General features: G+C 38.0%; 12 protein-coding genes. 5 read left to right on the forward strand and 7 right to left on the reverse strand.

Translation table 11 applies throughout. From position 1 onward, the window contains the following. Nucleotides 1-91 precede the first annotated feature (91 nt). The gene (locus tag PR834_RS03075) at nucleotides 92-655 is read left to right on the forward strand and encodes a nucleotidyltransferase family protein (protein ID WP_180312398.1); all 564 of its coding nucleotides are present in this window, start codon (nucleotides 92-94) and stop codon (nucleotides 653-655) included. A gap of 9 nt (nucleotides 656-664) precedes the next feature. Further along, nucleotides 665-1693: an XdhC family protein gene (locus PR834_RS03080; RefSeq protein ID WP_110592288.1), complete on the forward strand. Its 1029-nt coding sequence runs from the start codon at nucleotides 665-667 to the stop codon at nucleotides 1691-1693. 64 nt (nucleotides 1694-1757) lie between these two features. On the opposite strand, the gene PR834_RS03085 is transcribed toward PR834_RS03080, so the two are convergent. From PR834_RS03085 to gltS, 5 genes are all read right to left on the reverse strand, one after another. Beyond that, nucleotides 1758-3425, reverse strand: a complete 1668-nt coding sequence (locus PR834_RS03085) for an alpha-keto acid decarboxylase family protein (RefSeq protein ID WP_272536420.1) — start codon at nucleotides 3423-3425, stop codon at nucleotides 1758-1760. A gap of 250 nt (nucleotides 3426-3675) precedes the next feature. Continuing rightward, complete coding sequence (locus tag PR834_RS03090) at nucleotides 3676-4029, reverse strand: RidA family protein (protein ID WP_004260681.1); 354 nt, start codon at nucleotides 4027-4029, stop codon at nucleotides 3676-3678. Nucleotides 4030-4031: 2 nt separating this feature from the next. Then, a complete protein-coding gene (locus PR834_RS03095) occupies nucleotides 4032-5273 on the reverse strand; it encodes a D-amino acid dehydrogenase (RefSeq protein ID WP_272536421.1) in 1242 nt (413 codons plus the stop codon). Between the two features lie 56 nt (nucleotides 5274-5329). Then, nucleotides 5330-6238 (reverse strand): LysR family transcriptional regulator, encoded by a 909-nt coding sequence (locus PR834_RS03100; RefSeq protein WP_262960947.1) that lies wholly within the window; start codon nucleotides 6236-6238, stop codon nucleotides 5330-5332. A 211-nt stretch (nucleotides 6239-6449) separates the two neighbouring features. Continuing rightward, nucleotides 6450-7655 (reverse strand): sodium/glutamate symporter, encoded by a 1206-nt coding sequence (gltS, locus tag PR834_RS03105; RefSeq protein WP_094960930.1) that lies wholly within the window; start codon nucleotides 7653-7655, stop codon nucleotides 6450-6452. Nucleotides 7656-8329: 674 nt separating this feature from the next. Between gltS and PR834_RS03110 the strand changes: the two genes are divergently transcribed. Together PR834_RS03110 and PR834_RS03115 are read left to right on the forward strand one after the other, a co-directional pair. Beyond that, the gene (locus tag PR834_RS03110; protein WP_272536422.1) at nucleotides 8330-9094 is read left to right on the forward strand and encodes an aminoglycoside adenylyltransferase domain-containing protein; all 765 of its coding nucleotides are present in this window, start codon (nucleotides 8330-8332) and stop codon (nucleotides 9092-9094) included. Between the two features lie 128 nt (nucleotides 9095-9222). Continuing rightward, a complete protein-coding gene (locus PR834_RS03115) occupies nucleotides 9223-9627 on the forward strand; it encodes a RidA family protein (protein WP_153673129.1) in 405 nt (134 codons plus the stop codon). Nucleotides 9628-9685: 58 nt separating this feature from the next. Here the strand turns inward: PR834_RS03115 and PR834_RS03120 are convergent, their stop codons facing one another. Both PR834_RS03120 and PR834_RS03125 read right to left on the reverse strand, forming a co-directional pair. Continuing rightward, complete coding sequence (locus PR834_RS03120) at nucleotides 9686-11029, reverse strand: NCS2 family permease (RefSeq protein WP_004260651.1); 1344 nt, start codon at nucleotides 11027-11029, stop codon at nucleotides 9686-9688. Nucleotides 11030-11070: 41 nt separating this feature from the next. Next, complete coding sequence (locus tag PR834_RS03125; protein ID WP_094960932.1) at nucleotides 11071-12846, reverse strand: adenine deaminase; 1776 nt, start codon at nucleotides 12844-12846, stop codon at nucleotides 11071-11073. A gap of 145 nt (nucleotides 12847-12991) precedes the next feature. Between PR834_RS03125 and PR834_RS03130 the strand changes: the two genes are divergently transcribed. Continuing rightward, a complete protein-coding gene (locus PR834_RS03130; RefSeq protein WP_272524983.1) occupies nucleotides 12992-13918 on the forward strand; it encodes a LysR family transcriptional regulator in 927 nt (308 codons plus the stop codon). Nucleotides 13919-14064 lie beyond the last annotated feature (146 nt).

Genomic DNA, 14064 nt, shown 5'->3' on the forward strand with positions numbered 1-14064 from the left:
TTCAAATTAATGATAAGTAGTTCTTGTGATCTTACTGAATATACTTTATTTATGAGATACGCAATCAGTATATCGATTTAAAATAAAAACTATGAATATTGGTATTTTAATATTGGCAGCAGGAAAAAGTGAACGTTTTCAAAATGCTGGAGGTAAAGGAAGTAAATTAAATTTTATGCTTGAAAAAAATACAGTTTTTGAAAAAACACTATTAAATTCAATCGATAGTGAGCTTCCTGTGCATGTAGTGACACGGCCTGAGAATGAAGGTGTTATTAATAATTGTTTACAATTTAATATTCCATACTCGTTGATAAATAGTAATGGGTTAGGTGAATCAATCGCATTTGGTGTTAAAAATACGTCTAATTTAGATGGGTGGATAATTCATTTAGCGGATATGCCATACATCAATAGTCATTTATTTACTCGTATAGTGAATGAATTAAAACAGCATACATTAGTCAGGCCAATATATAATGGTTTGCCAGGCCATCCAGTGGGAATATCTGCAAAGCATTATACAGAATTAATTAATCTAGTAGGTGATGACGGTGCGAAATCAATATTACGTCGCAATCTTGTTTATCAATTAGACATAAATGACGAAAATGTTGTAAAAGATATTGATTATCCGAGTGTTGATAACGATTAAGGAACGAATATGTTGCGTGAAGATGTTTTTGTTATCTCTCAAGCCCTTTCTTGGATAAAAAAAGAGCCCATATGGTTGTGTACGGTGCTAAGTACATATGGTTCCTCTCCTCGTAGCCCGGGCTCACTTCTTGTTGCAAAGGCAGATGGCCAGTATGTTGGTTCTTTATCAGGTGGTTGTATTGAAGAAGATTTTATTCAACGAATACAGCATGCTGAATACATTAAGAGCAGCCAAATTGTTCGCTATGGTCGCGGTGGTTTAGAAGCGAAAGTGAATTTACCTTGTGATGGTAGTTTAGATGTTTTAATTGAATATTTACCGAATAGTCAGGAAAGTGTTAGTTACCTTACGGAGATACATCAAGCGTTACTGGGATATACTGCAATCAGTAAAAAAATCACGTTGCCACAAAGGGGGGAGGTAAGCACGGTTAATAATCAACAAATCCCAACCCAAATAGAGCGGGAAGGGGATAATATTCAATTGTATATTGCTGCGCCACCACGGTTAATTATTGCTGGGATCTCAAATGTAGGTATTTACTGTGCTAGTTTTGCAGCAACATTAGGGTTTGAGGTTATCATTTGTGAACACCGTGAAGATGAGCTATCGCGTTTTTCTGGGCAACTTTCTAGTCAATTTGAAGTCATTAAATTATTTCCAGCTCGCTATTTGGAATCCCAAAGCTGTACACCGAATACCGCTATTGTTTCTTTAACCCATGATCCTCGTATTGATGACCTGACACTAATGGAAGCAGTGAATACCCCAGCGTTTTATATTGGTGCAATGGGCTCAGTAAGAACGAGTGCTCGTCGTCGTGAACGTCTTATAGCATCTGGTGGGATGACGGAGGCGGAAATAGAACGCATCCATGCTCCCATTGGTATTCCTATCGGTAGCAAAACACCACCCGAAATAGCATTAGCGATAATGGCGGATATTGTAGCTCATAAAAATGGCGTAGTTTCATCTAGTTATGTTAGTGAAACGAAAAAAATAATGGTTACAAATTCAATGTATTGTGATGTTTAAAGTTAAATTCCCATGCCTTATAAAGTTAAATGACCTTTATAAGGCGAAAGGACCTAAAACTAGTTTAGTTGGTATAAATAGAAGAAATCATTTCTCCCATTTTTATTAAATATTTTGAAGCATCATATCGGTCAGTGACTATCTCTATATAAGCAGCAGTATCGAGTGTTTCGATAGCCTGTAAAGCCTCATCTAATTCATCGCAGGTTGTCACTTTTTTGCAATACCAATCGTCACATCCCAGTGCTAAAGGAAGTTGTGCGTAATTCCATTGCGCAACATCATTATAATAATATTCAGGTTCTTTACAGAATAGTCGTTCAATAAGATAGCCATCATTATTTAATACAAAGATGATGGGTTTTAATCCGAATCGTGCAAATTGACTAATTTCTTGCATAGTTAATTGATGAGCGCCTTCCCCTGTCGCTAAGATGACTCGACGTGACGGGGATGCTAAAGCGGCGCCCAGTGCAGCAGGTGTTGCCCAGCCAATAGATCCCCATAATGATTGGGAATGAAAAGATGCACCTTTAGGTAATAGTGAAAATGCTAAGCCCATTGAAAAGGTTCCAGTATCTGTAAATATTATATCATTAGGTCTAAACATTTTTTCTAAGCGAGGATATAGATATGATTCAGCTATTTCGTTTGTTTCTACGGCTATCGGTTGACCTAGTGATTGGGCCTTAGGACTTTTGTGTTGATTAAAAGAAGAGGTTGGCAGTGATAGCAATCTATTCTGCAAGGCTAAAACAACGTCTTTCATGGAAATATTATTGTAGCATTGGCCATCAATAATGACTTTATCTTCCATAATATGGATTATATTTTCGATTTTAATATTAGAGGTATAACAACCTGAATTAAAGTCAGACAGAATAGTGCCTATATTTATAACACAATCACTGCTTTCGACAAATGAAGTGACTTGAGGAGTTAATATTTGCCCTGTATACATTCCGATATATTGCGTATTAGTTTCATCTAATACACTTTTATCCATAAATAACGTGGTATAAGGAATTTTGGTTTTTTCAATGATTGTTTGTAAGGTATTTGCTACGCCTAAGCGCAAAGACATTGAGCCTGCTAATATGCAGGGTTGTTGGCTATTTATTAATTTATTTAAGATTAAAGGAATAATATTTTTTAGTGTTTCTGAGCAACTGTTTGGTATTAATGGAACAACATGATGAAATGGTTTAATTACAGTCTTTACAGCATAATCAGCAGGTAAGCCAAAATAAACTGGACGGCGTTCATGTAAGGCGCATGCGATTAACCGCTCAGTCTCTTCAATACAGTTTTCAGGGGTAATAATGGCATGAGCACAGACAATATGTTGGCTCATTTTATAAAAAACGTCATAGTTTCCATCCCCTAATGTGTGATGAGAAATGCGTTGTTTCTTTTGTGTTAGGCTAGGAGGCATTCCAACAAGGTGAAATATAGGGACTCTTTCAGCATAAGAACCTGCTATTGCATTGAGAGCGCTTAATTCGCCAACGCCAAAGGTTGTTGATAGTGCAGCAACACCTTTAATTCTTGCATATCCGTCTGCAGCATACGCTGCGTTTAATTCGTTGCAATTGCCAATCCAACGTTGATGGGAGTTTGCACAAACACTATCATTTACAGGAAATGAATAATCACCAGGAACACCAAATATATCTTCGATGCCTAATTGATAGAGCTTAGATAAAATATATTCAACAACAGTTTCTTTCATTTAACTTCTCCAGTTAATAATTGTTTTTTACTTGATTTGTAATTATTTATATTAGCTATTTATTCTTATTGAAATCAATTCCATGATAGCTAATAAGGGAAGTAGTGAAAGTGTTATATTTTATAATGAGATTAATGGGGGTTATTAAATATATTATTTAATAAATTAATATAAATTAGTAGAGTAATAAAAAACAGTAGATCTTTTTAGACCTCACTGTTTTTTAGATTTAGAATACAGTTAAATAGGGTCAAGCCTGAGCAGCAATCACCATAATTTCTACTAGTACTTGTTCCCGAGCCATATTGGCTTCAACAGCTGCACGGGCAGGGCTATTTTCTATAGGCATCCAACTTTCCCATACCGCATTAAAGTCAGCAAAATCCCGTTTGATATCTTTAATCCAAACTTGGGCGGATAAAATACGTGTTTTATCACTGTTGCTTGCAGCAAGTAATGAATCAATCTTGGCAAAAACGTCTTTGGTTTGTTGTGTGATATCACCCGTTAGATCATTAGGTACTTGCCCTGATAAGTAAACTAAACCTGAATATTCAACGCTATCAGCTAAGCGTGGTTTTGGGTTGTTACGTTTTATGGACATGATTACCTCGTTAATCCAGTTAAAGAAATAGGGGGTTTTTGTTCAGTTATTAATTGGCTCAGTATTTCCGCGCTGCCTGCGGCAAGTGTAAACCCTAAACTGCCATGCCCAATATTAAGCCATAAATTTTTATAGGCAGTTTTTCCTAGTATCGGTGGGCCTTTCGGTGTTGAAGGGCGTAACCCACACCAACTTTCAGCATCGTCAATTTTAGGTAATTCAGGGAAGGTATTTTTAATAATATTCTTGAGTGCTTGTATTCTATTTTCACGCAAGCCTTGCTTGTCATAACCAATATCAACCATCGCAGCAATGCGTAATTGATCATTAAGTTTGGCATAGACAATTTTATTGCCGTAATCAGTCACGTTAATTTTCGGAACAATATGTTCTACCTGCGGGTATTCTACGCTTAAGCTATAGCCTTTTAACCCTAAAATTGGGACATTAATATTTAGTGGTTTTAACAATTCGCGGCTACCATTGCCGGCACAAACAATAAAATCATCAGCTTGGATAGTTCCCTGGTGAGTGGCTACTCCTATAATGCAGTCATCTTGTTTAATGAAAGATTGAACATTATGTTGTAAGCAAAGATTAAATTGAGATTGCGTGAGTAAATATTGCAGTAGGTTCTTACAGAATAAATAGCAATCTGCACTCTCATCATCAGGGGCATATATTGCACCTACCAATTGAGACTGTATATTTTTTAAAGAAGGTTCTAGCCCAACAATTTCAGAGGGTGTTAATATTTTTTGAAATTGTTTATCAACCGTTTCACTGGCTTTTTGAAAACTTTTATTATCACGGTGGATAATTAATTTCCCTGATTTTTCCCAAGCAAAATCAGAAATATCACCATTGTTACGCCATTTATTCATTATTTCTTGGCTAAAAAGTGATAAACGTAAAAGATGGGCACCATTAATTTTATTCGTTTTACGGTTACAAGCTAATGTAAATTGTGCAAGCCAAGACCATTGTTGTATTGAAGGCGTTATTTTTAGATTTAAAGGAGAATCATTTTTCCCCATCCAACGTAGGCCTTGCAAAGGAACACCGGCGTCTGCAAGAGGAGATACATAACGATAGCTGAGTTGCCCACCGTTAGCAAAACTGGTCTGCATGCCAACATCGGTATCTGATTCAACTAATGTTACGGTTTGGCCTGCTTTAATTAATGCATAGGCGGTGCTTAAACCAATTACACCAGCTCCAATAACCACCACATGTTTAGTCATAATAATCCGTAACTCATAATAACCAAGATGTTATTATTTAACGGTGAATAAGCTAACTAAACAATTGAGTTTTCATTACTAGAGTATAACTTTTGGTTAACTACTTTATTTCTTTTTTCAAGTGTGGATGCCAAAGTATTAACATAATTTTGTGCAGCTTTGGTTAATGGTTTGTCTGCGCGATGAAAAACAGATACGGCAAGATGTAAACCTTCTTTTAGTGGGTAAATCATCGACTCAGGTAGCGTATGTTCGGCTGAAAAAATATCCGTAATACTACAGCCTAAACCCGCTTGAACAAATTCTGCTGCCATATGGTAGGTATGAACACTAATATTTGATTCTGCAAACTCATGGCGCTTTTGTAATAGCTGAGATAAGGAGTCAGACCCAGGATGGATCCAACGCTCTTGGTCTATATCGGTGAGTGATACAGGGGAGTGCAATGGTAATTTACTATCCACATAGACTAATGGGATATCAGCAATGGGAAGAACAGTAATGCCCCCTTCAATTTCAAGATTAAAGCCAATACCAATGTCGAGATCTTGTTGGGTTAATAACTGCAGAATATCCGTTGTATGATGTGTACCGATCGTGAGTTTGATATTGGGGTGTTTTTTAATAAATTGCGCGGTCACTTCAGGTACTAAGTTTAGCCCTAAGCTAGGTAGACAACCAATGGCTAGTTTACCTTGCGGATCACGTGATAAATTTTGCGCTAAAATTCTTAGTTTATCTAGATTTTGATAAACTTCTTTGGCTTCTTCAAATAGCAGGTTTGCCTCAGCCGTGGGAATTAACTTTCCTCTTATTCGCTGGAACAAGACTAAGCCAAGTTGTTGTTCTGCATGTTTTAAGGCCTTACTTGCCGCGGGTTGTGAGATATGTAAAACCTCCGCTGCACGAGTTAAAGAGCCACATGTCATGACTGCATAAAAAATATCGAGATGCCTTAATTTCATTTTCAGAAACCTACTATTTGCTTTGACTCACCGAAACCGACTATTTGTATTAATTCGCATATTCTACCGAATTAATACAAATTAATCTGAACAACTATTTATTTGGTACTGAAAATGATGAAAGGTAATTAGGCGGTTTAAATTCAATGGTGATAAAAAGAGAAGGCCAGATGATATACATAGGTTATAGCCTGGCCTCTATGATTGCGTACTAGGTAAAATACGTGCCGATTTCGATAAAGATTTTAATTAAGATACTATTTGAAATATCGACAATAAATGCCCCTACCATTGGCACCACTAAAAATGCTTTATGAGAAGGACTGAATGCTTTAGTGACGGTCTGCATGTTAGCGATAGCGGTTGGTGTCGCACCCATTCCAAACCCGCAGTGCCCAGCACTAATAACAACTGCGTCATAGTCTTTACCCATCATTTTAAAGGTAACAAATGTTGCAAATAGAACCATAACTACCGTTTGGACAGCAATAATTATCAGAACAGGGCCTGCCATACTGGCGAGTTGACCGAATTTTAAGGACATTAGCGCCATTGCTAAGAATAATGACAAGGCAACGCTACCTAAAACATCAACAGTTGGTTCAAAAACTTCATGCTTAAATACATGGGTTAAGACGTTACGAATAATAATACCGACAAATAAGCACCAAACAAAGGTTGGTAATTGCATGACAGTATCTTTAAAAAACTCACTAATATAGCCACCGACAACAATACAGATAATCAGCATTGAGATGGTTTCAATAACATTATTAGCATTAATTTTTCGTTTAACACTCGGTTGTTCGAAGGCTTCAACGATTGTTTCTTTTTCGAGTTCAGTGCTTTTAGGGATTGAAACTTTTTTCAATAAATGACGAGCAACAGGGCCGCCAATTAACCCACCTAATACTAAACCTAGGGTTGCACATGCCATAGCTAATTCAACAGCACCAGTCACGCCATACTTATCAGCCAGTATTGGTCCCCAAGCTCCTGCGTTGCCGTGGCCACCCGTAAGTGTGATTGAGCCTGCAATTAAGCCAATAAATGGACTTTCATTAAGCATGACAGCCATTCCCATACCAACGGTATTTTGAATAGCAATTAAGATAGTCACTGCGATAGTTAATAAAATAAGCGGCTTACCACCTTTTATTAAACGCGAAAAATCTGAGCTCAATCCAATTGATGAAAAGAACGTAATCATTAAAATGCTTTGTAGTGAAGCATCAAAAGTAAATGAATATCCAGCTGTTTTATCGACAATTAATAGAATGATAGCAACAATAAAACCGCCAACAACGGCTTCAGGAATATGGTTTTTTTGTAGAAAAGGAGTGTATTTTACAACAAACATACCAATCAATAGCGCCAAACAAGCGACTAATAAAGTGTAGCTGGCATCTAGGATCATTATTTTACCTCAAGTTAGTTTACCAGAACTTTCACCGTTGTTATTTAACATTAGCGATAAATTAAATTACTTTGCGTAACTTTTGTTTAACAATGAGTTTTGTTTGGGTATCTATAACTTTTAGTTAACTGCGACATTCTTATTTTTTCATTTGTCGAGCCATCCAATCCCGTAGTAAATTATTTATTTTCAATTTAACTATTTGTTAATTATGGTTTTTTCTGTTTGATATGTATTTGGGTATCATTTATATGGTGATTAATATTTGCACTGGTTTTATCTCGTGGTTATAAAGCCGAATTCAATATGAATGATGAGAAGTGTGATGTACCGCATGTAAGACGCTTAGCAATTGTAGAAGAAGAGGAGTAATGCTGCATGATGTAGAATGAGCTTTTAGTTTATTTAATAATTCAAATGAAAATTGATGTCTTGAACATGTCATTTGGGCTCAGTATCTGAACGATTAATTGCTTTTAACCTCAGTGAAATGAATGCGAATATTATTCATTAAAATAATAGTGTAATTCTATTTAAATATTATAGCTTAGTTTTTAACCATTTCATTTATGTCATAAAAATAAGTCAGTGATTTAGTTATTGATTTTATTAAAATTATTGTTTTAATTACTATTTATACTAGTATTAGTATCATTAAATATGATAGGAGTGATATGATGGTAACTCCCCCCCAAGCAGAACAAGCATTGGTTATTCTGCGAAAACATTTTTCTGATTCATTAATTGCAGTTTATCTACACGGTTCCTCTGTTTCTAGTGGGTTACGGCCAATGAGTGATATTGATTTACTTGTGGTGATTGATAGCCCCGTGACTGATATTTGCCGTGAACAACTTGTACGAGATTTAATGGATATTTCTGGCTTATATCCGATTGATCCAAAAGGCCGGCGACCACTGGAAATTGTTGTATTCTTAACAAGTGAATTAAACATGCTTTCTTATCCTGCAAAATGTGAATTAATTTATGGAGAGTGGTTACGTACAGAGTACGAGCAAGGGGTATTTGAAGGACAAACTCAAGACCCTGAATTCACACTAATGTTAGCCCAAGCGTCACAAGAAGCAGTAAGTTTATGGCACAAGGAAATATACGGCTTACCTATTGTTGGCCTGCATGATATTCGCCGAGCTATGTTAGATTCACTCCCTAATTTAGAGTTATCTCTAAAAGGTGATGAGCGTAATGTTTTACTGACATTAGCACGCATGTGGTACACCATGGAAACGGGACTATTTATGTCAAAGGATGAGGCTGCCATTTGGGCAATAGAACTCATGCCAGTGGAATTGGCCTCGGTGCTACTGGTAGCGAAAAAGGCCTATTTAACTGGTGTTTCTGTTGAATGGGAAAATCAACAGGTGGAAGTCACCTTGTGTGCGAACTATTTAGCTGAGCGTATTCGTGTTTATTCTTAGATGCACATAAGCCAGTGTGTCTTTTGATGCTTTTTTAATACAAATCAAATAACGTTTGCCTGATATTTAATGAGTTGAAAAGTGAAAGTCTTATACTGCTTTACTGTTTTATTAACGATGGAACAAAAATGACTAAAAAATCGATAAATCCAGAGTCTGTCTTTAATTCTTTGCAGTATGGCTTTAGCCAAGCCGTAGAAACAACGGGAACCCGACAATTATTTTTATCGGGTCAGGTTGGTGTGAATGCTGCGGAAGAAACTGTTGCTGGGGGAATTTACGAACAAACCGTGCAATCATTAATTAATATTGAACATGTATTGCATGAGGCCGGTGGCGATTTATCTCATGTGGCTATGCTACGTATTTATATCAAAGAGGGCTTTAACAGCCATAAGGAACAAGCTGATATTGCGCGAGCATTAAAAGAAAAATTTCCAAATATGCCACCTGCATCTTCTTGGGTTATTGTTTCAGGGCTTTCCTTACCGGAATGGTTGATAGAAATAGAAGCTCATGCAGTTTTGAATTAAATTTATTAGAATAGAAAAGCCGACAGTGGAAGTATCGGCTTTTCTGGCACTCGTGGTATTAGTGTTTTACTAATGTTGAGAAATAATAAATAAGAGGCACTGCAAGGATCCACAAGCTTATTGGAATTTCTCTCCATTTGCCTGCAACCGCTTTGATTAAAATATAAAATAACAGCCCACCTGCAATACCAGTACCAAAACTATTAGCGATTAACGTAATCATCACCATCATTAATACTGGTAAGCCATCAGTAAAATTGCCTAAGTCCACTTTTCGTAAGCCACTAAACATATTTAGTCCAATTAAAATTAGAGCTGGAGCTGTGGCTTGGGCTGGGATCATTAATGCGATAGGCGTAAATAACAGCATTAATAAAAACATAAAGGCAGCAGCAAGGGCGGTCATACCTGTTTTACCCCCAGCTTCTGCGGCAGCGGAGGACTCAATGAGTGCGGTTGCCGCTGGAATACCTACCCACGGGCCTAATGCAGCAGCAATTGAGTCAACGATAAAGGGGCGGTTAATATTTGGCATATTACCTTCTTTATCTAATAAGCCAGCCTCTCCGCCAACGGCTAAAGTTGTTCCCATGGTTGAGAAAAACTCAGCAGCAAAAAAGACAAATAAGAAAGGTAGGAAAGCGATATTTAATGCGCCAATTAAGTCTACATGCCCTAGTACAGGTGCTACAGAATGTGGAATACCAATAAAGCTTTCAGGCAATTTTGTGACGCCAAAAGGAATGCCTAAGAGGGTTGCAAATAAAATTGCCCATAAAATTCCGCCTGGTATTTTGCGAGCTTGTAGTGCAATCGCAACGAAAAAGCCTGCGAGTGCAACTAATGCACCAGGAGAAAGGAAATCCCCAAGCATTAGTGCATTTGTTTTTGGGTTAGCAAGTACTAACCCTGCATTTCGAAAACCTAAAACGGCCACGAACAGACCAATTGATGCAGTTAATCCGAGTTTAATTGATTGGGGAACAGAGCGTGTAACAACCTCACGCAAGCCAAATTTAGTTAATAGGAAAAATAAAATTCCAGACCAACAAGCAATGCCGAGCCCTATTTGCCAGTCAATGCCTTCACTACCTGCGAGAGTAATGCCGACAAGAACAGAGCCTCCGATACCGGGGCCAACAATAAATGGTAAATTCGCATAGAATGCCATTAATAAACTGGCAATGACGAAGACAATAATTGTTCCAGTGGTTGCTGCGCCTTTATCCATTCCTCCTGCGGCAAGTAAACCGGGGATCACGACTAGCAGGTAAGCTGCGGCTAAAAAACCAGTAACTCCGGCTAAACACTCTGTTTTCACTGAACTCCCACGTTCACGTAAAGCAAAGCGTTTTTCCAGCCAACTCCCTGATGTTGGCGTATTTATTGAACTGTCAGCCATTAATAGGCTCTCCTATCATTATTTTTGATATTTTTAATTTTCTAAGCGTGCTTAACCGTATGGATAACAGCGTCAACGATTTGACGTGTTGTTCCGTCAGTTAATCCTAAATCGGTTAAATGTGGCCCTGCATTGCAGGCAAGACAAGTTCCCTCAATGGCTTTAAATACGCGGTAAGGTGGTTCCCAATCTGCAATTTCACTGCTTAATTCACGTAATTGACGAAACTGAGCGGCTAATTCAGGCGCAGGTAAATCAGATAACATCCCCGCTATTGGCATCGCAACATGGGCTAAAATTTGGCCATTTTGCACTAACGCCATACCTCCACCACTCTCGATTAATAAATTAGCAGCGATAGCCATATCATCGGGGTCACGTCCAAGAACAACGAGGTTATGTGAATCGTGTGAATAGCTTGTCGCAATGGCTCCGCGTAATTCACCCCAGCCCTCAAGTAAGGCTATTTGAGGTAAAGCATCGTGACGGCCGTGACGGTGTTGAACTCGAATAAGACTGAAATTATTCGGCAGTTGTACCACGCTATTTTTGATTTGTACGTCAACTTCTCCCCATTGGGTAAAGCGCGCCCCACGAATATGACGTAAACGCGCACTACCATTATTTATTTCATCAATTTTTAATGTGCAATCATTTGGGGTAATAGGTGAAAGTCGCATGGTATCGCGTGGAGGTAAAATGTCATTAGGCACATTTAATGCATTGATAAGCTGATTATTTTCAGCAATTTTTCGTCCAGACACATACACAGCTTTCGCTTTCAAAACTTCCAATGAATCGAAGATAACTAAATTTGCTTTTCTACCTGCGGCAATCAGGCCAAGGTCATGGCGTTGCAAGCGTATTGCAGCATTAAATGTAGCAAAGCGTAGTACGTCCGTTGCCGGCATTCCATGCTCAATTAAAAGGTTAAGTAACGCAATAATGCCACCTTTTTCAATTAACATATCGGGCGGAACATCATCCGTACATACTGTAATTTGCGATGATAAATGTGGTAAGGATTTTAATGCGGCAACAATATCGGGAAGAAGGTAAGGATGAGAGCCACGAATTTGTAATGTAAGGCCCGCACGCAGTTTTTCAAGGGCATCTTCAGCCGAGGTTAATTCGTGATCAGATGTGACTCCGGCAGCCAGATAAGCTTGGAGATCAGCCCCATTTAAGCCTCTTGCATGGCCTTCTATAAGTTTACCTGATGTAATTCCTGCATTTAGAATTTCTTCCATTCTATCACTGCCATGGAGCACGCCAAACATATCCATAACTTCAGCCACACCACGAACTTCCGGCCAACTCAGCATGGTTGACATTTCATCCCCAGCAAAGTCTGCACCAGACATTTCTAGGCCAGGTGTTGATGGTACAGATGAAGGGGCTGCAACCATAATATCTAGCGGCAAATTTCGGCTAGAATCAATGGCATAACGTACACCTTCTAGGCCTAGCACATTGGCGAGTTCATGGGGGTCCCAAAATACAGCTGTTGTTCCTTGAGCTAGAACTATCTCGGCATAGCGAACAGGAGGTAAGTGTGAGCTTTCTAAATGAACGTGAGTGTCTATTAAGCCGGGTGAAATGAAATAGCCTGATAAATCATGGGTTTCATTTGCATCAGTACGGGTTCCAGTAGGGTGAACGCTAGCAATTAGGTTGCCGGTGATCCCGATATCTGCAAGGCGAACTTCACCTGTGACCATATCGACAATATTGGCATTAGCGAGTAAAAGGTCAAAAGGCTTTTCACCTTTAGCGGATTGAATGACATGACGCCTGTTTTGTTCTGTTATGCTCATAAAAATACCATTCCTTCAATTTAATGACTGTTACTTTATGAGCAACGCAAACGTTTGCCAAGATGATAAAATTTATCATGCGATAAGAAATGGTTATAATGAACAGATATATTGGCTAACCCAATAAAAATAAAAGTACATTATTATGATAGAACCTTGGCAGAGACTGCCAGCACTTACGCTCAAACAACTACAGTATTTTGTGACATTAGCAAAACTGCGCCATTTTACCGAGACAGCAAATCGTCTAGCGGTGAGCCAACCTGCTTTGAGTAGTGCTTTGCGGCAAATAGAAACGGTTATTGGAGGAAAACTAATTAATCGTACCGCTTCATCCGTAACATTAACGGAGCTAGGCGCAGCAATTTTGCCACATGCACAGCAAATACTGAGTGTTTCTCACCGTGCATTTAGTGAAATTCAAAGAATAATCGTGGAAGGTGGGGATGGAACATTACGTATTGGGCTAGTTCCTTCCGTAAGTTCTTTGTTATTTCCTGCTGTACCTGAATTATTAACTCAATATTTTCCGAGGCTTAATATTGAGTTTTATGACCAAACGAATGACGCTTTGATTGATAAACTTATCAATCATGAAATTGATTTTGGCATTGGTGTGTTAGATAGCTCAGTGCCTCAAAATTTAAATATCTTTCCCTTGCAGGATGACCCTTTTGTTGCTGTTATTCATCATGATGATACCGTGTCTACCAATGAATTTCACTTGCCGTGGAAATTGCTAAATAATCGTGATATTGCCGTATTTTCGAAAGGTAATATTCAACGTTTAGTTGCTGCTACGGTGGAAAGTCACCGACTAAAATTAAATATTCGTTATCAAGTAGATTATATTGAAACCTTATATGGCTTAGTTCGTTCAAAATTAGCGATTGCTATTTTACCACTGCTTTATACTGTACATTTACGAGACCCGGAATTGAAAGTTTTGCAATTACAACAACCGGAGTTAACGCGCACAGTCGCTTTAATTCGTAATAGCGAGCAAGCGACGCCACTAATGGACGAGGTTTTTCAGGTATTATTAAAAGTATTGCGTGATAACAACGTATGAGATTTATCAACTAAGACAGATTACTACCGCATTTATCGTAAAGTTATTTTATTTGAATAACTGAATAATGGTTTCAATATCGATAATAATATCTTAAAGAGCGTTACAGATAGCGCTCACTTTTTATTTAATAAATTGATTTTAAA

The sequence above is a fragment of the Providencia sp. PROV182 genome, assembly GCF_028480325.1.
In the GTDB taxonomy this organism is placed as follows: domain Bacteria; phylum Pseudomonadota; class Gammaproteobacteria; order Enterobacterales; family Enterobacteriaceae; genus Providencia; species Providencia hangzhouensis.